General features: G+C 48.2%; 28 protein-coding genes and 2 pseudogenes. 11 read left to right on the top strand and 19 right to left on the bottom strand.

The annotated features are described in order from the left end of the window. The 4 genes from HX778_RS24540 to HX778_RS24525 form a co-directional block, all read right to left on the bottom strand. A partial coding sequence (locus HX778_RS24540; RefSeq protein ID WP_015063013.1) for a hypothetical protein occupies nucleotides 1-436 on the bottom strand: 436 nt, incomplete at its 3' end. Nucleotides 437-485: 49 nt separating this feature from the next. After that, nucleotides 486-782, bottom strand: a complete 297-nt coding sequence (locus HX778_RS24535; protein WP_040113314.1) for a hypothetical protein — start codon at nucleotides 780-782, stop codon at nucleotides 486-488. Between the two features lie 378 nt (nucleotides 783-1160). Beyond that, a complete protein-coding gene (locus HX778_RS24530; RefSeq protein ID WP_032610475.1) occupies nucleotides 1161-1442 on the bottom strand; it encodes a hypothetical protein in 282 nt (93 codons plus the stop codon). A 64-nt stretch (nucleotides 1443-1506) separates the two neighbouring features. Next, complete coding sequence (locus tag HX778_RS24525) at nucleotides 1507-2712, bottom strand: DNA-binding protein (RefSeq protein WP_032610476.1); 1206 nt, start codon at nucleotides 2710-2712, stop codon at nucleotides 1507-1509. Between the two features lie 906 nt (nucleotides 2713-3618). On the opposite strand from HX778_RS24525, the gene HX778_RS24520 reads away from it, so the two are divergent. The 7 genes from HX778_RS24520 to HX778_RS24490 all read left to right on the top strand — a co-directional run bounded on the left by HX778_RS24520 (nucleotide 3619) and on the right by HX778_RS24490 (nucleotide 6282). Further along, on the top strand, nucleotides 3619-3873 hold the full coding sequence (locus HX778_RS24520) for a hypothetical protein (protein WP_032610479.1): 255 nt from the start codon (nucleotides 3619-3621) through the stop codon (nucleotides 3871-3873). After that, nucleotides 3873-4283, top strand: a complete 411-nt coding sequence (locus tag HX778_RS24515) for a hypothetical protein (protein WP_040115203.1) — start codon at nucleotides 3873-3875, stop codon at nucleotides 4281-4283. The genes HX778_RS24520 and HX778_RS24515 overlap by 1 nt, the downstream gene beginning before the upstream one ends. Nucleotides 4284-4342: 59 nt before the next feature. Further along, nucleotides 4343-4591 (top strand): hypothetical protein, encoded by a 249-nt coding sequence (locus HX778_RS24510; protein WP_050596976.1) that lies wholly within the window; start codon nucleotides 4343-4345, stop codon nucleotides 4589-4591. 124 nt (nucleotides 4592-4715) lie between these two features. Next, nucleotides 4716-5048, top strand: coding sequence for a DUF5417 domain-containing protein (locus tag HX778_RS24505; protein WP_032610481.1), 333 nt, complete (start codon nucleotides 4716-4718; stop codon nucleotides 5046-5048). Nucleotides 5049-5092: 44 nt separating this feature from the next. Then, nucleotides 5093-5662, top strand: coding sequence for a hypothetical protein (locus HX778_RS24500; RefSeq protein WP_032610483.1), 570 nt, complete (start codon nucleotides 5093-5095; stop codon nucleotides 5660-5662). A 23-nt stretch (nucleotides 5663-5685) separates the two neighbouring features. After that, nucleotides 5686-6036, top strand: a complete 351-nt coding sequence (locus HX778_RS24495; protein ID WP_032610485.1) for a hypothetical protein — start codon at nucleotides 5686-5688, stop codon at nucleotides 6034-6036. A 39-nt stretch (nucleotides 6037-6075) separates the two neighbouring features. Further along, the gene (locus HX778_RS24490) at nucleotides 6076-6282 is read left to right on the top strand and encodes a hypothetical protein (protein WP_044255297.1); all 207 of its coding nucleotides are present in this window, start codon (nucleotides 6076-6078) and stop codon (nucleotides 6280-6282) included. Between the two features lie 233 nt (nucleotides 6283-6515). On the opposite strand, the gene HX778_RS24485 is transcribed toward HX778_RS24490, so the two are convergent. The 3 genes from HX778_RS24485 to relB form a co-directional block, all read right to left on the bottom strand. Then, nucleotides 6516-6674, bottom strand: coding sequence for a type I toxin-antitoxin system Hok family toxin (locus HX778_RS24485; protein ID WP_001447600.1), 159 nt, complete (start codon nucleotides 6672-6674; stop codon nucleotides 6516-6518). A gap of 70 nt (nucleotides 6675-6744) precedes the next feature. Further along, nucleotides 6745-7032, bottom strand: a complete 288-nt coding sequence (gene relE, locus HX778_RS24480) for a type II toxin-antitoxin system mRNA interferase RelE (RefSeq protein ID WP_000323025.1) — start codon at nucleotides 7030-7032, stop codon at nucleotides 6745-6747. After that, complete coding sequence (gene relB / locus HX778_RS24475; RefSeq protein WP_000534858.1) at nucleotides 7032-7271, bottom strand: type II toxin-antitoxin system antitoxin RelB; 240 nt, start codon at nucleotides 7269-7271, stop codon at nucleotides 7032-7034. The genes relE and relB overlap by 1 nt, the downstream gene beginning before the upstream one ends. Nucleotides 7272-7295: 24 nt before the next feature. Between relB and ydfV the strand changes: the two are divergent. Beyond that, nucleotides 7296-7400 (top strand): annotated as a pseudogene (ydfV, locus tag HX778_RS25260) (protein YdfV); the annotation flags it as partial. An 81-nt stretch (nucleotides 7401-7481) separates the two neighbouring features. On the opposite strand, the gene HX778_RS24470 reads toward ydfV, so the two are convergent. From HX778_RS24470 to HX778_RS24430, 10 genes are all read right to left on the bottom strand, one after another. Then, nucleotides 7482-9092: an LA2681 family HEPN domain-containing protein gene (locus HX778_RS24470; RefSeq protein WP_176983319.1), complete on the bottom strand. Its 1611-nt coding sequence runs from the start codon at nucleotides 9090-9092 to the stop codon at nucleotides 7482-7484. A 12-nt stretch (nucleotides 9093-9104) separates the two neighbouring features. Further along, nucleotides 9105-12812 carry a hypothetical protein gene (locus tag HX778_RS24465; protein ID WP_255483516.1) on the bottom strand — a complete coding sequence of 1236 codons (3708 nt, stop codon included), beginning with the start codon at nucleotides 12810-12812 and terminating at the stop codon, nucleotides 9105-9107. Beyond that, entirely contained in the window at nucleotides 12787-13176 is a 390-nt protein-coding gene (locus HX778_RS25255) for a hypothetical protein (protein ID WP_255483515.1), read from the bottom strand. Before HX778_RS25255 ends, HX778_RS24465 begins: the two co-directional genes overlap by 26 nt. A gap of 441 nt (nucleotides 13177-13617) precedes the next feature. Further along, a complete protein-coding gene (locus HX778_RS24460; protein WP_000589001.1) occupies nucleotides 13618-14958 on the bottom strand; it encodes an ISNCY family transposase in 1341 nt (446 codons plus the stop codon). Between the two features lie 435 nt (nucleotides 14959-15393). Next, complete coding sequence (locus HX778_RS24455; RefSeq protein WP_015063019.1) at nucleotides 15394-15999, bottom strand: hypothetical protein; 606 nt, start codon at nucleotides 15997-15999, stop codon at nucleotides 15394-15396. A 237-nt stretch (nucleotides 16000-16236) separates the two neighbouring features. Beyond that, a complete protein-coding gene (locus HX778_RS24450) occupies nucleotides 16237-16518 on the bottom strand; it encodes a hypothetical protein (protein WP_022652345.1) in 282 nt (93 codons plus the stop codon). Between the two features lie 120 nt (nucleotides 16519-16638). Then, entirely contained in the window at nucleotides 16639-16815 is a 177-nt protein-coding gene (locus tag HX778_RS24445) for a hypothetical protein (protein WP_162859439.1), read from the bottom strand. A gap of 10 nt (nucleotides 16816-16825) precedes the next feature. Next, nucleotides 16826-17179: a hypothetical protein gene (locus HX778_RS24440; protein WP_022652347.1), complete on the bottom strand. Its 354-nt coding sequence runs from the start codon at nucleotides 17177-17179 to the stop codon at nucleotides 16826-16828. A 594-nt stretch (nucleotides 17180-17773) separates the two neighbouring features. Further along, entirely contained in the window at nucleotides 17774-18796 is a 1023-nt protein-coding gene (locus HX778_RS24435; protein WP_001572362.1) for an IS110 family transposase, read from the bottom strand. 23 nt (nucleotides 18797-18819) lie between these two features. Then, nucleotides 18820-21858: a Tn3 family transposase gene (locus HX778_RS24430; protein ID WP_176983318.1), complete on the bottom strand. Its 3039-nt coding sequence runs from the start codon at nucleotides 21856-21858 to the stop codon at nucleotides 18820-18822. 359 nt (nucleotides 21859-22217) lie between these two features. Between HX778_RS24430 and HX778_RS24425 the strand changes: the two genes are divergently transcribed. The 3 genes from HX778_RS24425 to HX778_RS24415 all read left to right on the top strand — a co-directional run bounded on the left by HX778_RS24425 (nucleotide 22218) and on the right by HX778_RS24415 (nucleotide 24269). Beyond that, the gene (locus HX778_RS24425; protein ID WP_000493286.1) at nucleotides 22218-22547 is read left to right on the top strand and encodes a type II toxin-antitoxin system RelE/ParE family toxin; all 330 of its coding nucleotides are present in this window, start codon (nucleotides 22218-22220) and stop codon (nucleotides 22545-22547) included. Next, on the top strand, nucleotides 22528-22809 hold the full coding sequence (locus HX778_RS24420; protein WP_000780222.1) for a helix-turn-helix transcriptional regulator: 282 nt from the start codon (nucleotides 22528-22530) through the stop codon (nucleotides 22807-22809). Before HX778_RS24425 ends, HX778_RS24420 begins: the two co-directional genes overlap by 20 nt. Nucleotides 22810-23288: 479 nt before the next feature. Continuing rightward, nucleotides 23289-24269, top strand: coding sequence for an IS5-like element ISKpn26 family transposase (locus HX778_RS24415; protein WP_016947617.1), 981 nt, complete (start codon nucleotides 23289-23291; stop codon nucleotides 24267-24269). Between the two features lie 316 nt (nucleotides 24270-24585). On the opposite strand, the gene HX778_RS24410 is transcribed toward HX778_RS24415, so the two are convergent. Both HX778_RS24410 and HX778_RS24405 read right to left on the bottom strand, forming a co-directional pair. Continuing rightward, nucleotides 24586-25086 (bottom strand): non-heme ferritin-like protein, encoded by a 501-nt coding sequence (locus tag HX778_RS24410; protein WP_001752509.1) that lies wholly within the window; start codon nucleotides 25084-25086, stop codon nucleotides 24586-24588. Nucleotides 25087-25412: 326 nt separating this feature from the next. Then, nucleotides 25413-26051 (bottom strand): annotated as a pseudogene (locus HX778_RS24405) (IS6-like element IS26 family transposase); the annotation flags it as partial. Between the last annotated feature and the right edge of the window lie 29 nt (nucleotides 26052-26080).

The following is a 26080-nucleotide window of genomic DNA, read 5'->3' as shown; positions in this document are numbered from 1 at the left end:
AGTACGACAGACACAAGCCGGTTGACCGTTCAAAAATGTCCTGTAAATGAATACCACAGACATCCAGATTAAAGCGGACAAGCTCTGCTTCATTATTTGAAGTAGAAAATAAATAAAAATCAAATCCACCTGTATTATCATCTTTGAAAATTCTGAAGGAATTATTATCAACAGCGTCGGCCAGTTCAACGTGAACGCCATAGCGCACTTCACCGTCGTCAAACTGTGCAATTCGGCGCACAGATTTAAGACGGACAAATTTCGCCAGCTCCAGTTCGGGCGCCTGGGAAAACGTCAGTGCCTCGAAGATGAGATCAGCCGTTTCATGTTGCTTCCTGCGGTCGAACTCAAACAAACCGCCACCGTTGTTGCGATAGACCGGCTGAAGCGCATTGACCAGGTTGAACGACTGCCGGTTCCTGTCATATCTGTACATTTAAAGGTACTCCAGACCTGCCAGCATCCACCAGCAGGACATAATGTGATTAGTGCCAGTCGGCGATCAGTTCTTCGCACTGCAAAAAGGATAAGCACTGCTGTGCCAACACGGGCAGTACGGCAATGTTGGGTAGGCGGTTGTAACACCAGGCGTTAAACAGCATCTGCCACGGACCGGCGTAGTAACCGGCCATTTTCTTTTTTTGCTTCGGAGTACGGCACGCTGAAATAGCCTGCTGATAGAGACTTTCATTTTCGGCACCTGAGCGTTGTTGCAGTGCCTTGTAAATAAAGGAATAGAGAGAGTCGGAACAATTAGATGCGTAAGCCAGACTGGTTTTCATAATACCTCCTGTTTTTTGGTATTATATAAAATTCGACCTGCTAGCTAATAACCTACACTGAATATATTTTTAAATTCCCATAAATATTAAATATGGACGAATGTGGATTTAAGCGTTGTAAATTATTAAAACCATATCTTATTCTACCATTATGTATTCCCTACAATACGCTTGCTAATTCGTAATTTTGCAGTTATTTGAATATCACCATCCTAAAAGCTGGTAGCCACCTATTTTCCCTCGGATGTAAGTTCACAATAACTCTGTTTATTGCCTGTTCAGTGGCGGTTAAGATTTATAAATGGGTGTGCCATTCGTCAAATCGGTATCCATGGGGTTTGCAGGTACTTATTAAAACGGATCATTCACCTTTTACGTTTACTGCAAACGAGCGTAAGAATTCAGTTGCAGCTCTGCGTCCGCCTGCTGTTGCAGCACGTCCATCACCCGGCTGAGCATGGTCAGCGCCTGGGAGGGGGAGCCGCCAAAAGTCACTTTAATTTCGTTGGTGGTGTGGTGCTGCTCCAGATCGAGAATATTCACTTCCACGTCTTCGCCCTTCTCATCCTTCGCCGTACACTGAATGCTGACCCGGGTCACAGGGTCCTTAACTGTCTGCAATGGTGCCTTCGTGCTGACGTTGATCGCGATATTCTTCATTACCCTGTTTCTCCTTGACCTGTGGTGGTAACCGACCCTACCGGGTGGAGGGTCGGTCAGAAAATCATGCCTGGCCCTGTTGCTGCTTTTCGGCATGCTTACGCAGGTACTGCGTGAGATTGCCGTGGGCTTCACAGATGGCATTCATCTCATCATTGGTCAGCACTAAGGTGTACGTATCGTCGCTGAGGTTCTTAGCGGCACGTTGTTCTGCTTCTTCCGCAATACGCGAAAAAAGCGGGATTGCCGTGTCCGCAATCGTCGTCACGGTCTTTTTGTTGAGTACGCTGGAGACCGATACAGTTTTAGGCTCTGGCGTTTTGATCGGATCTTTCGCCTTCGGCTCCGGGGTGTTTTCCGGAGTTGGCTCCGGGTTGGTCCCAACATTCCCGTCCACCAGCTGCGGCGGGGTGGTCTCATCCGTAGTACCTTCGACGGATGTTTGTTCCGTCACGGTGGTTTCAGGGGTGTTTGCGTTCGTTTCCTGCACGACCGGCGCTTTCGGCTGCATGGCTGCATCAATGTTGCCAGCTTTGACGAATTTAAGGGTTTTGGCCGTCGCCTTGCCATAGACGTCGATGGCTTTGGTGATATTATTCACGGCCTTATCGCCGCTGTAGAGATATTCATCCAGCGCGACATACATGCTCACTTCCCCTGTCACCAGCATAACCTGGAGGGCTTCAGGCAGGTCCAGGACGCGAACCATCTGACGCAGGTGCTGTTCTGTTTTACCGCGACGCTTGGCCAGTTCTGCGAACGTTTTAGGTTCTTCAGCATCTTCGACCATCCGTTTGATGGAGAGCGCCTCAGCCACGACAGACAGAGCCAGATTAGAGTTACCGTCCAGCGTAAACTGTTCGGCACTGGCGCGGCTACCGCGAAACTCCTCGCAGCGAATTAACGAAATCAGTTCACGCCCTTCCTCTGCCAGCTCGATGTTTGCCATAGCGGCGGCGCGGATACGACATGCCCCCTGACGCAGAACAGGACGACCATTCAGAACCTGCACGACGATAGCTGGTACGCTTAAAGGCTCAGACTTATAGGACTCTTTAAGACTGTTCAGGTGGGCTACCACGTGGGGTAAGGAGTAGTAGCTTTCTCCCATGCCAGCGGTACGGGTGTTAAAACCTTCTTCCTCTTCGACCACTGCCGGGTTGATGACCAGACCATTGCTTTTGCGTGCGCCGTTACCGGAACGCTCCAGGTAAGTGCGCAGGCTGATATCGTTGTTAGCGGTTTTTACATCATTTTCGATAGTGGACATTGTGGCCTTCCTTTTAAATTTTCGTTTAGGGTGGTTGTTCGCTACAACACAACAATACCAGGTTCGATTCATTTCCTAATAACCTGAGGCGAAAAAAAAAGTAACTTTTTTTCCCGGGGTAATAGTACGTGATCCGTCCGTTTTAATTTTTCGCTAAGGAGGCCAAATTTAACTTTAGTGTGAAATCGGGTACCAAAAAGCCGGAATTTATCGAAAAGTTACTTTTCCGTCTGCAAGAACCCACAATAATGCAGATCCGTCAGCATGAAAGGTGTGACATGCGCTGAAGGGAAGATGAGTAAGAGGGGAACTGCGGCGTCACACGGCATCTAAAGTTACTTTTCCAAAATATGGAATGGCAATCTATCTATCGCTATAAAGGAATAACCGGGATCACTGTCGAACATCTCAACGCGGGGCAGGTAGAATGAGGGAATTAAAATCGGGCCAGGCTAAATCTGCCCGGCCATCGGGAAAGGATACGGCGGCATGGGTCTTACACGAGATAATGCGAATGTATGGTCTTTTCCGGTTGCGACTGTTGGGTTTCTTTCTCACCTGTGGCTAACCGTCGGTATTCGGCGTCACAAAACATCCGTAAGTTGGTAAAGACTTTCTCCATAAACTCAGCGTGAGCAAACGACTCACCCGGGGATTGTGTACGTTCTTTCATACATTCCTTTTTAATCATGTCGACACCTTCGGCACAGGTTGCAGCGGGTACGTCAGCGGGTCACCGGCTGGCGCTGATAATTCGTGAATCCGGAATAGTATTCTACCCTGTTCGCATGCCACATCTGGTCGATAAGCGGGGAATTTCAATCCTATATTGAACCCAGCGACCACCGCAGGGAGAAGGGGCACATGACTTGTTTGTCCGTCCGGTCTCGGCATAAGGAGCGAGCCATGAGCAAAGAGACTCTGTCACTGGCAACCCGTTACGCGGGCAACTCCTCTGTGATTTCGGAAATGCAGACAGCGCTGGACGTAATGCCGCTGGTGACGGAAGCCGTTCAGAGCGTGTGCGAACGGGTTGAATGTGAGCCCACTGAATTTCTGGACGCGATGGCGCTTGTAAAACGTTTCCTGCTGGCAAAACAAGATGAACTCCGTGCGGAAAGCGTTTCAATCCGCAAGCAGCTGGGTGAGATGGGGGAATAATGATGATTAAGTCTACTATCAGCAACGATGCGCTTCGCACCCGTATTCAGGCGCTGCGTAAAACCAGTGCAAACACCCTTGTCAGCACGGCGAAATTCGACGCTGATGCGCTGGAGGACCTCCTGCGCCTGCGTACCGCAGTGAAGCTGAGACGAGTACACGTGGTCCAGAGTGGCACCTGCGACTGCGAGGAGCCCTGTGAATGCATGCCCGGGCTGTATGTAACCGTCGACTCCGGCGTGGGTCACGGCCAGGCGGTCTGGACTTACCGGGACGACGGAAAATCCGGTCTGGCGTACTGGTGCGAATTTATGGGACTCGCTCCATTCTGGGCCGAAGACCAGATGCATGCCGCCGAACTGCTTCGCGAGAAACTGGCCCCTGACCCGACGGTTTCAACAGCGACATGACACGGCTGCACTCTCCCCCTGGGAGCCGCACTACGCGGCTCTGTTTGACCGAGAACACTATGACCGATAACAATGAAAAGCACGTTAACGCGATCCATATGAAGGGCAACGATAACGCGAAAAAAGATGAGGCCGACAAAGCAACGGCACTGGTCCAGATGCGTATGACCCCGGAGAAAAAATCACGCTATGTCCGTGAGGCGAAGCGTAATGGCCTGACTATCTCGGCATGGATTCAGCGTCATATGGATCAGGTATGTGATGAGTCAGACGTAAACTATCTAAAGAAAAAGGCTGGCGAGCAATAGGCGACAGTCCACCAGCAGCAGCGAAAAGTTACTTTCCCGGTTGCCTGAAAAGGACCGCATACTGCAAACACAAGGTGTGAACATCACACCCCCGCCCCGGCGGCTCCGGGCAAAGGAGTATCCAATGAAACTTTCCCGCCAGACCACGAACGACACTGCTGTAATCGAAGGTACCCGCAGCCACTTCTGGGGTCGCTCGCTCTACTTCATCATTGAGAATGCGCCCAGGGCACACCTCGTCGCTATTGATGAATTGCTGGATGCAGCGGGTTGGGAAAGCGATCACTGTCCAAACTACGAAGATGACGATGCGTTTGGGCATGCCGGTTACAGCTGCGGGTACATGATTGAGATCGATGACGTGGCACGCTTCAGGGCTGACTATAAGCGCCTCAAAAAGCAGATTGCCGCCCATATCGCCGCCCAGCGTAAAGCCGCAGCCAAACAGACGGCATGAATTTTAATGCAAGCGTTGAGCCTGCATCTAAAAGGAACTGTGCAATGACCGAACAACTATCGGATGAAAAACTGCACCAGCTGGAAGGTGCTGCCGCAAATTACCGTACGACATACCAGGCGCACCTCGCTAATCCACTGGATGGCTCCGCAGTACAGGACTGGGATGAAGCGACCCGTCAACTAATGGCGGTCATCAATTACGATGAAGCCAATATTATCGCGCACCTACTGGCTCGCCGGGATGCAGATCTTGCCAGGCATGAAAGCGACATGACCCGGGCTATCGCAGCTTGGCAGACGGCATCCGTGAAGCTGTCCGAGCAGGCCAGCCAGCAACCAGAATTCCACCTCCGCCGTGTTGGTGGGGACGAGGAGCTCTATGCCCCTTGTGGAAAAGATTATCCACGGGGAAGAGCGTACTACGTTAAGCCGGTAGTGAGCCTGGTTACCGTAAATTGTCCGCCCTGCGACCAATGCTTTGATTCTGCCGACGCCGCAACGGCCTACCGGGATGAGCAGTGGAGACATGTGCTGAGTGAAGCTGGTGTGCTGGTTACGCCGGGGGAGACAGCCCCGGTTCAGCCCACTGAAGACAAGCCGCTTTCCAAATAGTGCGATTGAAAATGAAAACGAAGATGAAACAGCCCAAATCTGCACTTCAGAATGCGATGAAGGGCGAAGAGCCTGCGAGCGTACAAATTCAGATGCGTGCCACTGTAACAAGAAAAGAACGCTATAAGGCGCAGGCAATTCAGGAGGATCTGAATTTAACCGAATGGATGGCGAATCATCTGGACGCCGTCTGTGACGCCGCCGAAGGAAAGGCATCCGTCAGCATCTTTTCCCCGGTTGTACCGGAGAAGATCCCAGACAGCGTCTACCAGGTCATCTATCAGGAATGCGGCGGGTTCGTGGACTGCGATGCGAATGCCCAGACGATCTGGAATGCCTGCCGCCAGGCCATTCTGAAAAACGTGAAAGACTGAATACCCGGCGTCATTTTACCGGATGCAGCAAGGACAAACATGACCATAATTGAACGCCGTGCAGAGATGCGCCAGACGGCCATTAAAGCTCTGCTGGATGCTGAAGAAGCACTGACCGCACTGGCTATGTCCTATGAGCTACAGCCCAATGAGAAGACCAGTGCATGTCATCCACAAACCAGTACTCTCTCCACGACCAGCCAGGTTCGGAAATTGCGGCGGGTCCTCGAAAAATTGAGGCGTTGAGAATTAAACAGGACGCAGGAGGAGGTACCCAGTGCGAGCCGCAGCCGTTCTGGGGAGAATTTTAATCCGACGGTATTCCACTGAGACTGTTGAATGCCTTGGGTAATTGAGTGGCGGTCTGCCACCGAACGGAAGGAAAAAAGGGTTTCCCCGACCGGAGAAACCCTTTTCTAAAGGTGCTATTGGCTTGCTGGCCACATCTGAATCGAGGGGGGTTACCCCCCCTCTTTCAGCTACTTACCGGATTCGTAGTCCATCACAGCCGACACTTCCCGCGTACCGTCTTTCAGCCGCAGTTCGCAGAGCGAATTGCGCGTAAGCCAGGTGAATATCAACAGCGTAAGACATACTATCAATACGCACAAAACAACGGGTTGGTTCGGCAGTTTCATGGCTTCTTCTCCTGTCAACGCAAAGCAGAAGTGTCACCATCGGTGCGAAACAGAGATGTCATGCTTTGGTTCAGAGAATGCGTTTGACCGCCTCGCTATATACTTCCGAGCGTTCTCTTTTCCCAACAGAAATCACGAAAACGACAACTTTCTCGTCTATAACCTGGTATACAAGGCGATAGCCTGAAGACCGGAGCTTAATCTTGTAACAATCAGGCATACCACGGAGCTTGTTTGCTTCAATCCGGGGTGACTCAAGTACTTCAACCAGCTTCTTTTTCAACTGTTCACGTACCGTCGAGCCCAGCTTTCGCCATTCCTTTAGTGCCCGCTCGTCAAAATCCAGAAAATACGCCATCAGAGTTCATCCAGCGTCACACGTACTGGCTTAGGATTACGAAGTCGTTCTTTCACTATCTCCACAAGTTCAGCATCTTCATCACTCAGGAGTGTCTGTTTGAACGGCAAGCGTTCATTGTCAGCGATATACTCGAGCATGAGACGAAGCGCTTCAGAAGGAGTTACGCCCATTTTTTCAAGCGCGGCGTAAGAACGCGCTTTAAGTTCATCGTCAATACGTAGGTTAATGCTACCCATGTCTTACACCCCTTGTAATTACAAATGTCATTACAAGTATCGCACTACAACATGCTTAGGGCAAGTCACGAAGTAAGTCAGAAAGTAGTCGTAAGAACGGTGATCACTGTCCGCTTTGTGCCAGAAGCGGAAGCTGGGGTGCCAAAGACTATCTAATAGTGGATGGGTAGTTTTGCAGGGGTGTTTACATAGCGCTTCGCTTGCTGCCTTTTACTTAGGTTCTGACGAATACTTTTTCATATGCAGTTCATTGGTAATAGAAGGAATATTCTCTTTTTGTTGTTTCTTACCTTCATGTCTAACCATAAAAGCAAATGAAAATATTGCTGAACGGGTAATCTGAATCAACTGACCGAAATGGTGAATAAACTCATCCTCTTTGATAAAAAGAATATCTTTAATCAATTTATAAGACTGGTAAAGATCTTCTGCTTTATCACTTTTGTGTACCACCAAAAATTTATGTTCTAGACCATTGCGCCACTCTTTATAAAAAGCCAATTCGCCACCTTTATTTTTATTCAGGTCAGTAGCAATGCTGTACAATGCTAAAAGTCCAGGTGACTTTATACCTTCAAACCATTGTCTTCTGTTATCAACGTCTAACTGCCAGAAGCTTTGAAAATAGATATTTTTCTGTAACCCACCCTTCTGGGCAGGTGGATAAACTTTGTAAAGTTCACAGATACATACCGCAATCTTATCGAGAATACCAAAGCAGATGCGAAATGCTGTTCTGATCTTCTCAATATCAATGCCTAAGATCTCGTCATTATGTAACTCTAGAAAATGACATTCTTCTTTAATTTCATCCGTATCCTGAGGGTAAAGGTATTCAAAATAGAGATGGCGGGCAAGTGAAAACTCCGATTTAAAGCGGTTTAACGCCATCTCCATTGGAATAATAAAATCACCGGTTACACCAGAAGAAGAGATGACAAGATTATCGGTGGCACTCTCCACACAGGGGCAATAAACACCGTGCTCGGACAGCGTCAGGTGATTTATTAGGCAGAATTTCCTGTATGCACTTAATGCGTCAAACTCCTGTTGCGTGAGCATGTCATCATGCTCGTCAGTTTCGCCGTCTGCTGATATGCATTTTTCAATTTTATCGTTTATTTGTGCTATACGTCCAAGATAGAATGATTCCCATTGTGGAGGGATTTTTTTGGAAACAGATGCATTAATATAACCTTTTCGTATCTCCTTCAATTGCTTAATGGAGTATGAAGATGAAATAAGGTTTAGCTCAATGAGCGCGGCAGAACGATTGACCCAAGACTGTGGTATATCTAATCCCTTGCGATTAGTGAGATCATAATATCTCAGTGCCTCACTCAGCCTAAATTGGCTTCTTAGCGAATTGGCCAGATTAACGGATAGTTCCGCCTGAAACTCTTCGCTCTCTTGTGACGAGAATCTAAAGGCTCGCCAGTAGATGTTTTTTAACGAAACAAGTTCTTCTATTGACTGAAATGTGTGGTCGTGAGGATTATCGACACTGATCTTATTAGACAAGGCATTACCATAATTATAATAAAAATGGCTCTCTCCTTGTACATGCGCTAATGCTTCCTTATTATTATCCATCAGCTTAAAACCAAGCTCTGCTGCATTTGTATGCTTGCTCATTTGCCCTATATCAACAAGACCACCAGCCACATTCCCCAGCACTATAAAATAATTATCACCTTTGAGCTTTATCTTTTCCAGTTTTTCCAGAAATACAACGGATTGCTGATATGCCAGATCAAAATCACCACAATCAACCAGTCGGTGAATATTGAGACTTTCATCTATAAGTTCTTTTGTAATCATGATTCACTTTCCTTACTTAGATGATTTTTGCGTTTCAACAGTCGAATTAGCCTCACCTGATACGTCAATTACTATCGCGGACAGGCGGCCTCGCTTAACCATTGGCACAGATTTATTAAGAATGTCCTCCATTATCGCGGCGTTTACTGGGGGTGGCGTATCTTTTGCCGGGCGAGGGATAGCGTTTGGTCGAGAAGCACCAAACCAGAAGACTAGATAGATACCGTAGCCTGCGGCATCGGGATTGGTAGTATAAAGTTGGTCTAGTTGCTCGTTAAGCGCGCTCCAAACGTCCCGGTGATAATCACGTTTTATCTCAATGGGGATCTTTATTCCTGGAAGTGAAATGATGATATCAGCCCTTTTACCCGAAACCATGTGGCCTTCTGGCTCACAAATTATTTGTAACGGATGGAGTCGTGCTCTAAGCAGCTCCAGAAAAAAATTCCGACAGCTCTCTTCAGGCTTAGGCACTAAAATTTGACCATTGCCATTCTCATTCCAGAACTGTTTATAAATATCGGTATTTTCATAAGTAATTCGGTTAGCGATATCCTGCAAATGATCTAACAATAATGCATAGAGATCCATTACATTAGCTGGGGCCTGATTTTTCAGCGTATTCAACGCTTGCTTCCAGTTAGTGTGTTGAAACTGTGATTCCCGATACCGCACCTTCTGGTTACTTTGGGCGTGCAAGAGATAATCCCGGTAACTTGTACATTCTGGCAGTAATAATAAACGATCAAATATTTCACCGGCATCATGTGAGGAAAAAGAAGAAACGTCATCAATCAATTTTTTGATAAAATCAGCATACTCCCAATTGTTTGCTGAGTTAGAGTCGTTACTTGCAACGCGATCTGCATTAGGAAAATGAGTAGCAGAGACAGTGATGATCGCTTCCAATTGTGTTAGTGATAAACGCTGCTCACTACTCCCACGACCTCTTTTCGCCTTACCTGATAGTTGACGAATAAGCGCTATCATTTCCGGCGCGGATTTTGATTCAGATAAAAATAGATCCTGACGCTGGTCTGGAGCGAGTAAATAAGTACATACCAGCCAAATTTGATAACTTGGCTTTTTAAGTTTTGAGGGTTGCTCTATCATCAACTCAGATAACTGCAACAACTCTGCATGACTCTCAGGATTCGCTAACAACCACCCCACCAGGTTTTGTAAATGGACAACATCATCAGGGTGCTCTTTAGCTAGTGTCATGATTAAAGGAACGGCATAGTCGATTGGAATGCAGGTATCATTTAACAGATAGTTAAGTGCACGGATATCTTGCAACTGATTATTAATGCAGAAATTGATAATGTGGTAATAGGTTTTGATGAAAAATGCTGTTTTGTTAAGTATCACATCCTTTTTCCACGGTAATGAATAATCACTTACAACATTATTGTCTTTGGTGAAAAGTGCTAATACCACATCCAGAGCCAATAGCGTGTTTAATAGATCTTCGTTCCATTGTATAACATCAGGATGTTTTTTAAATAATTCATCGCTTCCTGCAAGTACCGCATACCACCATCCGTAATACTCCCCCTTCAGCAAAGCACAATTCAACTCGTCAATTGTGGGCAGATCTGAACGATTTAAAATCGCTAAAAGACCGGATATCGCATCAGTGACGTTTTCGGCACCTAATATGTCTGCACAGCGCTGCACTGGCGTCAATTTGTCATCAACATCGCTGTATTTCGAATAGTAAATATAGGAAATATGTTTGAGCCAATTCAAATGTTGGCCCGATACAATTTCCTGCCGACATAACTCAAAACTCTGCCTATCTTCATAACGAGCCGCATTTCGTTCTTTCTCAGACTCTATTTGGCTAAGATTATGTTTCACTCGCCAATCGTCAATCTCGCAGACAATGGAAGTCTCAAACACAGTAGTCAACTTTACATTTAAATGACAGTACGCGGAAAGAAATTCAAACGTCTCTTGGGATGGCTTGGTACATCTGTAAAGGACCGCAAATGTCATTCGATAAATACATTCAGTTTTATCTGAATTAGCTTCGGCATGGGATAAATAGTGGATAAATCGTGCCAGCAAAATCTCATCAGGAATAAGATAGAAGGTGCTTCCAGCAAAATCATGTAAGAACAAATAAAGAGTATCATAGCGTGTAAATGAAAGAATGGCGGCGTCTATAATATCTTCATATTGCCAGCTACGATTTTTTATCTCCTGAACGATAGATTTCTGTACATCGTCATAACCGCGATAGTAGTGATTATGGGAGTAGCTATAGAACGTTTTTAGGCACAACCATATCTGAGATGCGCTGTAACCATTCTTCTCGCTGAGTATCTGCAATAATCCAGCTTCCAGAAAATGCATAATCTCATAATGATTTTTAGCTGAAGAATACCAGTCTTTACTATGAGCGGTGTGGTACCGATCGAGATGCTCAAAGATAGCGAGCAGATCAGCTGCCGGTACAATATTTTTCAGCTGCCATAATGCACCTATCGGTAATCGCTCATTGGTTATATTTAATGTGTCAACCAGCAGTTGTGCTATATCCTGCGGTACAAAGTAATCTTGATAGATCAACTGAATAATATGGTTGCGCAACCGGATGCTGTCATGATTTTTGTCTTTTAATTCCGCAAAGAAACGTACCGAAAATTCCTGGCCAGACACTCCAAAATGGATTAATGCCGTTATTGCTTCCTCTTTTTCCGCATACGAGGAATCCTCCGATTTGGCAATATTAATTAAGTCATCGCTCAGTGTGACTATCGGTGTAGTTACCGATAAGGATTCCAAAACGATCATGCGCAGAGAAAAAGACGAATGAGGATCGCGGACTATCTGTCGCAACAGAGTTTCCATTTCTACTGTCGCGAAGCCATTCAGATATGAATTGAGACCGTGATTTCTAAACCAGGGATCACGTTCTGAAAGCTTTGATAGCGCCACCAGTAGATTTTGTTTTTGTGCTATCGGTAATGAAGCTGCATCGCCATAGATCAGAACGCCGTAAGGATCGGCTTCAATAAATACCTGGGCGTATTGCGGTAAAAAAACCGCTAGCCATGCGTGTAAACCTCTCAATTCTGAAGACGGATACCCCTCAAATCCCAGCATACTTCTCAAACGTCCCATGGGTAGCCCTTTGTCAACGATCCCGGCTAACCATTTTGCCGCTAAGTACTCAGCAATTGTCCTGTGACTGTACTCAACAGTCTCAAGCTCATCTCCGGCAGAAAAAACCCGCCTCGATAACGCCGCTCTAATTATTTCATGTGAGAAGAACGTGATGGTTCTGTAACTGGGGTATTCTTGTCGAATATCGTTCGGAAGCAGAGAAACCCCGGAAACATCACTCAATATGCGCAACGCGCAAATTGATCCAGCAGGATACTCTAGCTCCTCACAGGTATAAATTCCTGAAGTTAGCCGCGTATGCTCTTGGCTATGTTCAGTTAAAAGGAACTGTGTCGCAGAGTGGAAAAGTTCAGACCTTGTACGGGGCCAGTTTCCTTCTTTAACGGCTTCAGCCAGCATTATCAGATTTTGTGGGTTGTAAAGAAATTCGCTGGCGGCATGTTTTTCTGCTTCAGCCAGAAACGCTTCGGGGTGTTCTACACCATTAGCTTGTAGAATCGCAGTCTGCTCTTCTTTTGAGAGCGACTGCAAATGTAAAACAACATAGCCTCCCGTCTGCTCAAAATAGGGTAAAAATGCTGACAAGTCTGATTCGCCTAACCAATCCTGAGAGCGACAAGAAATTCTGACATTTTGTGGCGTTTGGGGAAAAAAGCCTACGGACGATGTCATCTACAACGTCACTACTGTTACTGGCACTCCTCTTCTCATCTAATGCATCGATGAATAACGTTTTCTGATTATCAATAGGTACGCCACTTAAGAAGTGACGTACTGTCAGATATTTTGCCTCTTGAGATGCCGCAAACTGTTTGAAGAGGTGCGTTTTTCCAGCACCGGGATCACCAAGCAGAACAATGTTTGGAAAGTCAGAATAATCACTAAATACCACTGTTTGGGTACCTTTATCCTGTTGAGGATAGATTTGCCTGACTTGCCTGTTTAGCATTCTATAGGTTCCTGAGTATCTATTTTTGTTTTACCAAATCTGTATGGCAGGTTTTACTCCAAATTTACCATAGACTTTCAGCCGATACAGTAAACCATCTAACCCACCATGGTTGCTATGATGTTACGTTTTGGATTACATGACAGGCTCATAGTGAGCAGAACTGGTAGCTAGGACGTCGAGTACTGATACCATTCAAACATTGATGGAATCCGGGATGACGCTGGCCCCGTTGCATGGGCTGCATGTCGCTCTTAGCGGACATTAGCATAGGCTATTTACCATAACGCCGCATTACGCGTACCGCTCAGACGGCCTGAGCGCGTTTCTGACGTGTCCCCGTTAAAAACAGTAACAAACCACCCGAAAATGCACGCCAGAAACGCTACGTAAGAATCTATCCTATGACTGGATATGCACTCAACTGAATAACGCCTGGTTTCAGTCCATTTTATCGGGATCAGCCTTCTTTCTGGGTAATTTAGGGGGCTTCACTTGCTGATTACTTTGCGTGCGGCGCGTGAGCCAAGGATGGTCAGCTTTAGGTTTTACGTAGAATTTTGAGCGTAAATCAAAACGGGCATTATCCACACGTTCATGGACACTTTTTTCATCATCCAGTGGTATAGGCTCCGGGCCATCAACATATTTTTCCCATCCCAACGCTTTCCCATCATACAGAACCTTAATTTCACCGTTAAAGCTTTCGCATACCGTGACAACCGAATGCCGAAGTCGATATCCCCGGCCTTCACTGCGAATCTGAAACGCACTGCTTTTGTACTGGAAAGTGAGATTTTTGGAGAGAACGCGCTTCGCCTGGAGGCTGAAGATATAACCCAGTTCCTCTTCAGAATGGTGTACATCAAGATGGGCGTTATCAGCAATACGAGGCGGCGTAGCAAACCGGTTGTTATAGGCTTCAATAAAGGTCGGCAACCATGCGTTTGCTGTTTCAATATCACTGATACCCTGAAGCCGCATTTCTTTGACCAGCCTGTCCTGCAGTGTCTGATTGGCACGCTCTACCCGCCCTTTTGCCTGCGGGCTGTTGGCATGGATTGGCTCGATGCCCAGTGTCTTTATCGCACGTGTGAACTGAGTCAACTCTCCTTCCCGCTCCGGGTTATTTACTCTGAATATACTGTGTCTGTCAGAATAGAGAGCCAGTGGTACGCCATGATCATTAAGGTAACCCCGGAGGGTTTCCATGTAAGCCCGGGTTGTTTCTGCAGGAGCGAATCGTAGCGCCATCAGAGCGCTGGTAGCATCATCGATAAAGACTATCAGTGTGCATTTGGGGCCCCGACCTTCAAACCAGTCATGAGGCGAGCCATCAATCTGGATGAGTTCACCGTAGGATGGGCGCCGCATCCGGCGCTGATAAATTCGGGCAAACTTACGACGACGTTCGCGCCATATGCCCTCCTCTACCATCCACTTCCTGAGAGTTTCAATGGATAAACACAAGCCGTGTATCTCGCGCAATTTTTCGCACGCAAGCGTAGGTCCAAAATCAGCGTAGCGGCCTTTGAGGAGTGAAATTACTGTTGCTCTGAATTCGGTAGAAAAGGAATTATTGGGACGCTTTCCACGTCGGCGGGAAACTAGACCAGAAGGCCCTTCATTTCTATACCGTTGCACCAGACGTTTAACCTGCCGAATAGAAATGCCAATGCGTGCCGCAGCTTGTTCCTGAGTAATATGGCGATTAAGTGACTCCTGAATAATGTGAAGTCGGTCGAGTTCCTTATGACTCATCGTAACAGTCTCTTTGATCATGAAAAATCCCCCAGAGAATTGTCTGGGGACATTTTAGAATGGTTCAAAGGGGACATTACAGCTTGGTGTTAACACACATGGCTTCTTCTCCTTGCATTTTTGCAGGTAAGAGGCTAACCTTTAATGTGACTAGCATCAGGGGCCTCGGGTTAATTTGAAAAAATTACTCGGGGCTTTCTGCTTTTTACCACAGTCAAACAGTGATTCTGCTGGCTGGGGCAAAAGCCTCCAGCACCGAAGCCATTATACCACCCAGCCCCCTTCAAACGAACAGGTCGACCGCCTAAATATTTAATAAGTAAGTATTTCAGGTTTTGCTGCCTCGCAGGCCGTAACAGCGGACGGCTGACGTAATCGCTGACGAAACAGACGGATGCAAATCTCTACACTCAACGCCGCCAGCCCGTCCGGTCCCCCGCTTCTTTCCGGCTGTAATCAGTCAGTCTTCGAACCCGCGATCAGTGACAAACGGTGAGCACGAACACAACTGTGCATTAGGCTATCCGGGTAATGGGCGATTTTCTCCAGTTTCTCATCGAGGCGGGTATACGTCAGTCGCCTGATTTTCGTTAGTTCCTCGTGAAGCCAGCGTTTGATAAAGGGATTGCTGGAAAGCAGCACCAAATCGGAGTCCTCCACTTCATCAAAAAGCCAGACGGGTTTTGCCGGAGTAAGACGATAGAGCCAGGGACGCGAATAGTCCCCCGTCGCAATCAGGAACCAGACAACAATGCCAAGTGCGAGCTCCATGACCAGCATCAGGGTAAACTGAATATCCCGGACGTCAGGCTCTCCGGTAAAGCTCATCAGTCGGTCGCCAGTTGCCACACGCTGGATAATACATACCAGCATCAGCAGAGCAAGCAAAAGCCCCATGAGCAGCCCGCCATTCACCTCAAAAGTAGCTTTCTGGACGCGATCAGGCGGTACCTGTCTACGGTAGCGGCCGACCACTTCGCCGATCAGTTCCCTGATGGCCATGCGTTCTTCATCGACCGTTGTTGCGGTATATCCGGACGGGTCCGATTCAGTTTGGTTCATGTACCCTCTCCTCACTCTGAAAATTAATGGTCACAGACACGCTGATCATACCCGGTGAACGGGAGCTAGTTTGCGGGTTAAGGGCTCGAAAAAAACGGGATTAAAGAGGGAAATGACAGCAGGAAGGTGGGATGCAATGAGCTGTTTTGTTTCCCTACAGTTAAGTGGGGGGGGGAAACTGCCATCACCGGAATACGCTGAGAACGGAACGGGCCAAACCGATAAGATGGACGGGCGCTATTTTGATTCCAATATTCGGGATTTTTCTTCCCGCGTCGCCAAACGGGCACTTCCGGAACGGTCGCGGATGAGTAGCGGCTTATCTTTTTTCCAGCTACTTATCGCCGTTTCCCCGAACCGACGCGGCGCATTGCGGTTCCAGCTGGCGATAACGTGGTTATCGTAAACCTCCTGAATAACGACAGAATGAAGAGTTACTGTCTTAATGGTGGTATTGCCCATTTTGGTTCGGAAGAGTGACCAAACGGTCATCCCCGCCTCCAACTGACTGAGTTTCATCTTTGCTCCGGTGATATCGGGGAAGTCGACGTGGTGACGTATTTAATCATAATCACTCACAGCGGATAATGCCGCCAGGTAACAGGGTACTGTCAGCCCAGGCATGAGCAGTCCTTACGGCTATCGTGATTCGGCCAGTGTGCGGGTAATAGTCGCACGCTGACGCTGACGCTCAGCCTTACGCTGGCTGCGGCGGTAAAGCGGTTTCGCAGCAGCATAACGGCAATCCTCCGGGTAGTACCAGCAGCAGCCACAGGGCTCAGGCTGCGGTTTTCCGGCAAGTCCAAATGGTTTCATAATGTCACCTTTAAATGGAAATATTGTTCAGTTCCCGGCCTTCAGACACGGGTTCATTAATGAAGCGGCGTTGCATAAACAGGTACAGATAACCCTCTGTCGAGAACATACAAAGATTCTCAGTAATACAGGCATCGAGATATTCTGTGTCGCTCTGGAGTCGTTTAATGACGCTCATCTGGTTAGCCGCCGACTGAATCAGCGGATAGCCATTAACAGCACGATGAATACCTGAGCGGAATAACGAACGAGCCTTTCCAATCTTTTCCCGGGCAGCGGTCATTTCCATCTCGATAACCGACTGTCGCGCAAGATTAATAGCATCGCCGGATAATTCCGCAAAGCTGACCAGAGACTTATTCATCTAAAACTCCTTTCAGAAATGTGAGCTCATTATATCAATACGGCCTCTGGCCCAAATAACCCGTGGTGAAATATTTTGACGAATATCTGAAAAGTGAAAATGGCAACCGGGAAAAGGACGGGTTTTATTTTAAGTGTGCCGATGACGTCTGACAGGGGAATTAAATTTGACGGTCTTTGATTTAAAAAAAGGTAGAAGGAGGTCACCTGGACACCTCCTTCTCCGGCGCTCAGTTTGAGAATACGTTAACGCTGTAGCGTCTACCGAGCACCTCGGCAGTGGTATCCACAATTTTCTGAATATGGGGTCAGTTTGGATATCGAAAATTATTGTACTATAAGGGCTTCCCCGGCGTGTCAACGCCGGTGTTTATGGTTTCTGTCTGCTCTTCAGTAAAAATAAAGGGGAGAGACTGCGGTACTATAAACGGCCATGATGAATCGTCATCGATTCGGACCCTGATGAAAGACGCGCGTGAGGTTCTTGTTCGTTAAGCGGATACGTATATCCTGTACAATAGCCAGATAGGCCTCACGGGGTCTAACCCTTTATCATCAACGAATTGCAGGTCAGATGGTTATTTTGTTTCGTGCTTTAGCTGGCTGAGTACAGCCTGAAATCATCACCGTAATGCAATGATGCCCAGCACAGCCTTGCGTTTTTGGCGGCGATGGCTACAACGGCACGCCAGTATCCTCTGCGATCGACCAGTGAACAGACCCAACGACTGAATAAATCAGTCCTTTTCTCGGCACCAATCAGAACCGAACGAGCCCCCTGAACCAGTAGCGTTCGCAGATACGAATCGCCAGCTTTAGTTATCCTGCCAAGCTTTGATTTCCCACCACTGCTGTACTGCGATGGCGTTAGTCCCAGCCAGGCTGCCAGTTGTCGCCCATTTTTAAAATCGTGTGCATTACCGATACTGGCGACCAGCGCACAGGCCGTTGTGGGACCAATCCCTTTCAGTTCCATCAATCGCTGGCTGCGGTGATCTGTTTTTGCCATGCGGGACAAAATCCGGTCATATTCAGTAATATTATCTTCAATACGATCAATGTGTTCCAGCAGGTCATTAACACATTGTTGAACCTGAAGTGGCAAAGAACTCTTCTGCTCAGAAACCATGTGACGCAGGGCATCTGTACTTTGTGGGGCGATGACACCGAATTCCGATATCAAACCTCTCAATCGGTTATATGTTGCTGTTTTCTCTTCGATAAAACCCTGTCTGATACGGTGTAGGCATTGCATCGCCTGCTGGCTCTCATCCTTCACTGGTACAAACCGCATATGCGGGCGACGAACTGCTTCACAGATAGCCTGAGCATCAGCTGCATCATTTTTGCCTGATTTACCGGCCATGCGGTAAGGAGATACAAATTTAGCAGCCATCAGCCGTGGTTCATGACCATATTGCCGAAACAACCTTGCCCAGTAGTGAGCCCCGGAGCATGCCTCCATCCCGATAACACAGGGAGGTAAACTGGCAATCAGCTCAGGAAGGGCAGCACGCGATACTTTGGGTTTAACCAGAACAGTTTTACCGTGTTGGTCAACGCAGTGAACAGCGAACACATTTTTAGCAAGATCGATACCGACAGTCGTGATGGTCATAACGAATCCCTCCGGGGCTATGTTTACCCCATGATTGCACAAGAGTTAATCAGGCGCATATCCAGGGGAAGTCCCTTCCATTCGTTAAGGCTATTTTTTGACCTTTCGACTTTAGCTGGTCTCAGCCGACGAAACTTACCAGAAGCCGGTATCCGGTTGCTTTTCCAGATGTAATCGCCTGTCAGATTGATATGCTCCCAGCCTAATGGCGACAGATGCGACAGCAGTTGCTTGTTGATCTTCAGCCCCTTACGTTTCAGGGCATCGATCGCTCTTTCCATATACACGGTATTCCACAGCGAGATCGCAGCCGTCAGCAGCGTCAGCCCGCTGGCGCGATAGCTCTGATTTTCCGGTTTTCGGTCCCTGATCTCTCCCAGCCGATGCATAAAGACCGCTCGCGCCAGCGCGTTACGGGCCTCACCTTTATTCAGCCCCGCCTGTACCCGCCGACGCAGTGCAGGATCGCGGAACCAGTCGAGCATAAACAGCGTTCGTTCAATACGCCCAATTTCCCTCAATGCTTTGGCAAGTCCGTTTTGCTTGGGGTAGCTGGCAAGCTTTTTCAGCATCAGGGATGCCGTCACGGTTCCCTGCTTTATTGATGTCGCCAGACGCAGCACTTCACGCCAGTGAATTTCGATCTCTTTCAGATTCAGGCTGGTTGTTGATATCAGTGACTGAAGCGCCGGATATTGGTCCGCTTTCCCTTTGATAAACAGCTTCTTGTCGTGGAGATCCCTGATTCGCGGACAGAACGCAAATCCCAGCAGATGCATCAGGGCAAAGACATGATCGGTGAAACCTGCTGTATCGGTGTAATGTTCCCTGATTTCCAGGTCACTTTCGTGGTACAGCAGGCCATCGAGCACATGCGTTGAATCCCTGACCTGACTGATTATGCAGGTGTAAAACGGGCTGTATTGATCCGAAATATGGGTGTAAAACTGACGTCCAGGCTCCTGCCCGTATTTCGGGTTAATCTGCCCTGCGTAGCGGCCAGAGCTGCCTGTTCTGAAATTTTGTCCGTTTGATGATGACGTTGTCCCGTCTCCCCAGAATGCCGCCAGTGGTCTTTTCCCCTGCGCGTTTACCAGCTCTGCGAGGGCGGCTGAATAGGTTTCGTCGCGGATGTACCATGCCTGGATATCTTCCAGTGATGATTTGGTGCTTCCGGGGCAGGCTTCCGCCATTTTGGTCAGACCAAGATTGATGCCATCCGCAAGGATGGTGGTGAGGAGCAGGCGGGTATCGGGACGGGTAATGTCATTTTTTATATGCGAAAATTGTCGGGTAAACGTCGTCCAGCTGTTTACCTCATCGAGAATTTCCGTGATTTTAGGGCGCGGTAGCATGCTGTAAACCAGCTCTGCCAGCGGTGAAACCTGCACCGGGACGCAGTTATCCAGCGGAGAGACTTTTACTCCCCTGTCAGATATTTCCACATCGGGCAGCTCACCAAGGGCAGCCATGGCATTGACCTCTTCAAGTCTGGACTGAAGCAGGGTCATACGGCTGGTAATGTACTCATGATAATCAGCTGATACGGGCAGGGGCAGCGCCGGTGTGAGTTTGTCAAAGTCCTTTTCGGGAATGAGGTAATCATCAAAGTTTTTGTAGCGGCGTGAGCCTTTAACCCAGATGTCCCCGGAGCGCAATGCCCCCTTAAGCTCGCTGAGCGCACAAAATTCATAGTACTGCCGGTCAATACCCGCAGGTGTAATCACCACCTTGCGCCAGCTTTCAGGGACAAACTCAAGCGGCGCTGTCACCGGAACTTTACGTGACTGCTTCCGGTACATATCCTTGATCACAACCAGCGCATCAGCCAGAGGTTGCGCTGCCGGGGTGGCGACTAACTGTAAAGCGGACAACATGCGCGGGGCATATTTCCGTAATGTGCTGTATTTCTCAGTAATAATATGCAGCGGATCAAAATTATTTTTTCTGGCGAGATGGCGCGTTTCTTCCAGACTGGCGACAAATTCAGGCCACGGGAGTATGTTTTCTATTGCGAGCCATGGATCGCCACCGGAATCACGAGCATCTGACAGTGCCTGGCCGACATCGATGTACTGCTTCAGTTTTGACTGGATCAGCTTTCCGGTCTGCTGAAGGCGCTCAGCCTGTGTTCTTTTGGCTTTGCTGAACAGGCTGTTCAGCATGCGTTCATGCAGCTCAATCACTTCATCTGTCAGTGTGGCTCTGGCTTCTTCCAGCACGCACACCAGGATCGCATGACGCCGGGCTGCTGAAAATCGGGTCAAATCCCGGCTGCTCATCTTTCGGCCTTCCCGCGCCAGTTTCAGCAACCGGTTCTGGTGAATGGTACGATCTATACCTTCAGGTAATGCCAGCAATTCAATGCTACTGAGCCGATCAAGGTGTTGCAGCACGTTCTTACCATTGATTTTACCCGGCGGTTGCAGAAGCCATGTTAGCCTGGAAGACTGATTATCTGAGGACTCAAGTAAACGATCCAGGGCAGCCTTGTGAGTCGGAGTTAACGGGGCATTCAGAGTCTGAAATACGATTTTATCGCCGCCAGCCATGGCCTCCGCACAGGTACGCTCCACGACATCAATAGCGGGGATTATCACGTTGTTCTTCCGGAGCCAGACCAGCAGTTCTTCGGCCAGAAGAATACCTTTATCGGTGCGCGTCGCCATCGGCAGCAGGTGTGTAATACAGTCCTGCTGTATTTTGCCGGTGAACGATTTTACACCAAGATAGCGGTACAGTTCGGTTAAATGTTCGCGTCGCGTGGTTTCCCTGCCGGAAAGGTAAGCAGGCCAGAGATCACCGGTAAGTTTTAGCCTGCCGGCTATATGCTTCAGCAGCGCATCAGAGGGTGGGATTTTTTTATCCGGTGCAAAGCCGACATTTTTCAGATAGCAAAGAAGGACGGCAAAACCAAAACGGCTGGCGGGTTTACGGTGAGCACTGATAAGCGCCAGATCATGCTCACTAAAATACGCCATTCGTGTCAGCGTTAACTCATCGTCCGGTAATGCCAGTAATGATTCTCTTTCCGACAGAGAAAGAATCTGCCTCCTTGACATATATTTTCCCTCATAAATTATTCGGTGCGGTATTTTTAACAAAAATGCTTATCGCATAAGGGTGTACTCCCGCGCTATACGGCATTTTCAGAGGTTTGACCTTAATCGGATAACCTAAATGCGATACTGCAAGAGCGACAACTTAAAAGCGATAGCCACTGACGCAAAATCAACCCCTTACGAACCAAGATTGGTTAAATAATGCGCTTAACGTACAAAAATTTCCGATCTCCAAACTGACCCCTAACAGGGTAGTGACCGGGTAGCCACGATAACTGCCAACAAAATTAGCTTATAGGTTAATTCTACCTTGTCTGAAATTAGCCTATAGGTTAATATTAATAGAAATGGGAGGTCACATGTTTAGCGTTGTTTATCACCCGGAAGCCAGGGAAGAAGCCACAGCATTACCCGTAAAAATCAGGGTGAAGTTTGACCGTCTCATCGGCAAACTGGAGTATGACGCCCGATTACTGCGGGAGCCGGACACGAAGCCCCTGGGCGATGGACTTTTTGAGATCCGCACGATGGGGACGGACATAGCCAGGGGAATCTGGGTATACCACAAAGGCAATACCATCATCATGCTCCGTGTTTTCATCAAGAAGTCACAGAAAACGCCAGCGAAAGAAATCGATCTCGCCAAAAAGCGGTTAGCGGAGGTACTTAATGAAACTGGTAAGCCATAAAGAACTGCATAACGAGTGGATGCAGGACGATGAATATCGCGCTGCATGGCAGGAAGAAGAACGTAAGGAAAAGCTCAGGGAGCTGCTTGCTGAATGGCGCAAGCATGACAACCTGACAAAAGCGCAGGTTGCTGAACGCATGGGGGTTACACCTCCGGTTATTTCTCGCCTGGAAAACAACATCACCAAAGCCAGCATCGACACACTGACCCGCTACGCTCACGCCTGCGGCATCAAGAAACCTGTCATTGCCCTGTACTGAATAGCCAGCCCTCCGGGGCTGGCCTTTTTGTTTCGGTCAGTCCCAAAATTTTGTTAAAGCAAGTTTAAAATGTCACCTGTTTCTCCAAAGTTGAAATGTCACTTCTAAGCCAATCTATTTATACATAATCTTTACATCTTTCCCCGGTGACAAAGTGCTAATTGGTCTGTAATGTTCAATGTGTGGCAGGCAAGCCGCCGGTGACTTAGGCATAAGTTGCTGATGGGTCGAAAAGAATCTCCGAGACTGCCTTGTGGGCAAACTTGTCATTGGCAGGGCCGATGGTGAGGGTTGAAGGTCGTTCTGGAAAGCTCGAAACGTGGGAACAATACCGGTTACGTAAACCACGAACTGTCCAAGGCTGCGGCAGTATAAATACGCCAGATATTACAGGCACTGTTGCAAAGTTAGGGAAGGTGCGAACAAGTTCCTGATATGAGATCATCATATTCATCCGGAGCGCATCCCAGAGGGACATCATGAGCCATCAACTCACCTTCGCCGATAGTGAATTCAGCACTAAGCGCCGTCAGACCCGAAAAGAGATTTTCCTCTCCCGCATGGAGCAGATTCTGCCATGGCAGAATATGACCGCTGTCATCGAGCCGTTTTATCCCAAGGCGGGCAATGGCCGACGGCCCTATCCGCTGGAGACCATGCTGCGTATTCACTGCATGCAGCATTGGTACAACCTGAGCGACGGTGCCATGGAAGATGCCCTGTACGAAATCGCCTCCATGCGCCTGTTTGCCCGATTATCCCTGGATAGCGCCCTGCCGGATCGCACCACCATCATGAATTTCCGCCACCTGCTCGAGCAGCATCAACTGGCCCGTCAATTGTTCAAGACCATCAATCGCTGGCTGGCCGAAGCAGGCGTCATGATGACCCAAGGCACTTTGGTGGATGCCACCATCATTGAGGCACCCAGCTCTACCAAGAACAATGAGCAGCAACGCGATCCGGAGATGCATCAGACCAAGAAAGGCAATCAGTGGCACTTTGGCATGAAGGCCCACATTGGTGTCGATGCCAAGAGTGGCCTGACCCACAGCCTGGTCACCACCGCGGCCAACGAGCATGACCTCAATCAGCTGGGTAATCTGCTTCATGGAGAGGAGCAATTTGTCTCAGCCGATGCCGGCTACCAAGGAGCGCCACAGCGCGAGGAGCTGGCCGAGGTGGATGTGGACTGGCTGATCGCCGAGCGTCCCGGCAGGGTAAAAACCTTGAAGCAGCATCCGCGCAAGAACAAAACGGCCATCAACATCGAATACATGAAAGCCAGCATCCGTGCCAGGGTGGAGCACCCGTTTCGCATCATCAAGCGGCAGTTCGGCTTCGTGAAAGCCAGATACAAGGGGCTGCTGAAAAACGATAACCAACTGGCGATGTTATTCACCCTGGCCAACCTGTTTCGGGTGGACCAAATGATACGTCAGTGGGAGAGATCTCAGTAAAAACCGGAAATAACGCCAGAAATGGTGGAAAAAATAGCCTAAATAGGCTGATTCGATGTGTTTGCGGGAAAAAAATCGGCCCAGATCCGCGAAATTTTAATCAGCGAGTCAGCTTGGGAAGAAATGACCTGCTTATTCGCACCTTCCTTAATATAAAGACACAAGCAGAGACATTTTTGGCACGATATAAAAACGCTAAGTTAAAAAATCACTATGACGTGTTGGGTATCAAATGTTCACTGGCATAAACCTCTGTTTCTGATGTAAAACAGATTTTCTGAGGAGGCGTAAAACCTCCTCGTACTGCGAAATTGATTTAGTGATAGCGATCGATCACGCCAACCAGATAGTGGTCGGTTTGCTGCATGTTGATGCCCGCTTTTTTAGCGCTGCGGACTTCATCCAGAATGATTTGCAACAGCGTCCCGTCCACGATTTCCTCTTTTCTGTATCGCTTCAGGAAGTTAATCGCTGACTTATCGTTTGCTGCCTGGGCGTCTTCCGTCAAAGAGGTCAGCGCATTAATGCGCTTCTGGTAATCGCTTACCGTCTGCTCAAACAGATCTTCCAGCGTGGAAAATTCACCGCACCGGGCGTGTTGCTCCTGTAACACCGGCGTGGCGCCGCTCTGTTTGATGTATTCGTACATGCGCATCATTTGCGTCACCGTATTTTGCGCCTGATGACGCAAAAATAGTGCGGTGCCATTAAGGCTATTCTCGCTGCACCTCTGGCTGAGCTGAAGATACAAATTTGAGGTATAAAACTCCTGATTCATTTGCGCATTCAGTTTTTGAACTATTCCGCTAGCGATCATAGGACTTCCTTATTTCTTGTCATCTCAGAAAACGGTCACTCTTCGAAAAAACAACCAGAATAAAAGCGATTCTTTCGCTTTTTTTATTGCGCCTGGTTACGCAGTCATATTCATTTTAAGTCGGGATGCTCCTTATTTAAATATCCAACCCTACTATCGCATTTCTATCTGGCATTATTCTGTGATGGTGTTTCGATATTCACACTCCCTGTGCCAATCCTTTCTTATCGACAGTAGGAAACTTCCTCCGGCTATTCTGCTGAACACGATTAGGGGCACTGTTGCAAAGTTAGCGATGAGGCAGCCTTTTGTCTTATTCAAAGGCCTTACATTTCAAAAACTCTGCTTACCAGGCGCATTTCGCCCAGGGGATCACCATAATAAAATGCTGAGGCCTGGCCTTTGCGTAGTGCACGCATCACCTCAATACCTTTGATGGTGGCGTAAGCCGTCTTCATGGATTTAAATCCCAGCGTGGCGCCGATTATCCGTTTCAGTTTGCCATGATCGCATTCAATCACGTTGTTCCGGTACTTAATCTGTCGGTGTTCAACGTCAGACGGGCACCGGCCTTCGCGTTTGAGCAGAGCAAGCGCGCGACCATAGGCGGGCGCTTTATCCGTGTTGATGAATCGCGGGATCTGCCACTTCTTCACGTTGTTGAGGATTTTACCCAGAAACCGGTATGCAGCTTTGCTGTTACGACGGGAGGAGAGATAAAAATCGACAGTGCGGCCCCGGCTGTCGACGGCCCGGTACAGATACGCCCAGCGGCCATTGACCTTCACGTAGGTTTCATCCATGTGCCACGGGCAAAGATCGGAAGGGTTACGCCAGTACCAGCGCAGCCGTTTTTCCATTTCAGGCGCATAACGCTGAACCCAGCGGTAAATCGTGGAGTGATCGACATTCACTCCGCGTTCAGCCAGCATCTCCTGCAGCTCACGGTAACTGATGCCGTATTTGGGGTCGTCTCAGAAAACGGAAAATAAAG

It is taken from the genome of Cedecea sp. P7760 (assembly GCF_013386425.1).
Lineage (GTDB): Bacteria > Pseudomonadota > Gammaproteobacteria > Enterobacterales > Enterobacteriaceae > Cedecea > Cedecea selenatireducens.
This window is presented reverse-complemented; position numbering and strand designations above follow the sequence as displayed.

Excerpts from the sequence above, each read along its gene's own strand:
- HX778_RS24450 (WP_022652345.1), bottom strand. The coding sequence starts at position 16,518 with ATGAAACTCAGTCAGTTGGAGGCGGGGATGACCGTTTGGTCACTCTTC.
- HX778_RS24530 (WP_032610475.1), bottom strand. The coding sequence starts at position 1,442 with ATGAAGAATATCGCGATCAACGTCAGCACGAAGGCACCATTGCAGACA.
- HX778_RS24445 (WP_162859439.1), bottom strand. The coding sequence starts at position 16,815 with ATGAAACCATTTGGACTTGCCGGAAAACCGCAGCCTGAGCCCTGTGGC.
- HX778_RS24495 (WP_032610485.1), top strand. The coding sequence starts at position 5,686 with ATGAAACAGCCCAAATCTGCACTTCAGAATGCGATGAAGGGCGAAGAG.
- HX778_RS24420 (WP_000780222.1), top strand. The coding sequence starts at position 22,528 with ATGAAACTGGTAAGCCATAAAGAACTGCATAACGAGTGGATGCAGGAC.
- HX778_RS24415 (WP_016947617.1), top strand. The coding sequence starts at position 23,289 with ATGAGCCATCAACTCACCTTCGCCGATAGTGAATTCAGCACTAAGCGC.
- HX778_RS24440 (WP_022652347.1), bottom strand. The coding sequence starts at position 17,179 with ATGAATAAGTCTCTGGTCAGCTTTGCGGAATTATCCGGCGATGCTATT.
- relB (WP_000534858.1), bottom strand. The coding sequence starts at position 7,271 with ATGGGTAGCATTAACCTACGTATTGACGATGAACTTAAAGCGCGTTCT.
- HX778_RS24470 (WP_176983319.1), bottom strand. The coding sequence starts at position 9,092 with ATGATTACAAAAGAACTTATAGATGAAAGTCTCAATATTCACCGACTG.
- HX778_RS24500 (WP_032610483.1), top strand. The coding sequence starts at position 5,093 with ATGACCGAACAACTATCGGATGAAAAACTGCACCAGCTGGAAGGTGCT.
- HX778_RS24410 (WP_001752509.1), bottom strand. The coding sequence starts at position 25,086 with ATGATCGCTAGCGGAATAGTTCAAAAACTGAATGCGCAAATGAATCAG.
- HX778_RS24515 (WP_040115203.1), top strand. The coding sequence starts at position 3,873 with ATGATGATTAAGTCTACTATCAGCAACGATGCGCTTCGCACCCGTATT.
- HX778_RS24525 (WP_032610476.1), bottom strand. The coding sequence starts at position 2,712 with ATGTCCACTATCGAAAATGATGTAAAAACCGCTAACAACGATATCAGC.
- HX778_RS24505 (WP_032610481.1), top strand. The coding sequence starts at position 4,716 with ATGAAACTTTCCCGCCAGACCACGAACGACACTGCTGTAATCGAAGGT.
- HX778_RS24455 (WP_015063019.1), bottom strand. The coding sequence starts at position 15,999 with ATGAACCAAACTGAATCGGACCCGTCCGGATATACCGCAACAACGGTC.
- HX778_RS24520 (WP_032610479.1), top strand. The coding sequence starts at position 3,619 with ATGAGCAAAGAGACTCTGTCACTGGCAACCCGTTACGCGGGCAACTCC.
- HX778_RS24485 (WP_001447600.1), bottom strand. The coding sequence starts at position 6,674 with ATGAAACTGCCGAACCAACCCGTTGTTTTGTGCGTATTGATAGTATGT.
- relE (WP_000323025.1), bottom strand. The coding sequence starts at position 7,032 with ATGGCGTATTTTCTGGATTTTGACGAGCGGGCACTAAAGGAATGGCGA.
- HX778_RS24435 (WP_001572362.1), bottom strand. The coding sequence starts at position 18,796 with ATGACCATCACGACTGTCGGTATCGATCTTGCTAAAAATGTGTTCGCT.
- HX778_RS24535 (WP_040113314.1), bottom strand. The coding sequence starts at position 782 with ATGAAAACCAGTCTGGCTTACGCATCTAATTGTTCCGACTCTCTCTAT.
- HX778_RS25255 (WP_255483515.1), bottom strand. The coding sequence starts at position 13,176 with ATGCTAAACAGGCAAGTCAGGCAAATCTATCCTCAACAGGATAAAGGT.
- HX778_RS24510 (WP_050596976.1), top strand. The coding sequence starts at position 4,343 with ATGACCGATAACAATGAAAAGCACGTTAACGCGATCCATATGAAGGGC.
- HX778_RS24460 (WP_000589001.1), bottom strand. The coding sequence starts at position 14,958 with ATGATCAAAGAGACTGTTACGATGAGTCATAAGGAACTCGACCGACTT.
- HX778_RS24490 (WP_044255297.1), top strand. The coding sequence starts at position 6,076 with ATGACCATAATTGAACGCCGTGCAGAGATGCGCCAGACGGCCATTAAA.
- HX778_RS24425 (WP_000493286.1), top strand. The coding sequence starts at position 22,218 with ATGTTTAGCGTTGTTTATCACCCGGAAGCCAGGGAAGAAGCCACAGCA.
- HX778_RS24430 (WP_176983318.1), bottom strand. The coding sequence starts at position 21,858 with ATGTCAAGGAGGCAGATTCTTTCTCTGTCGGAAAGAGAATCATTACTG.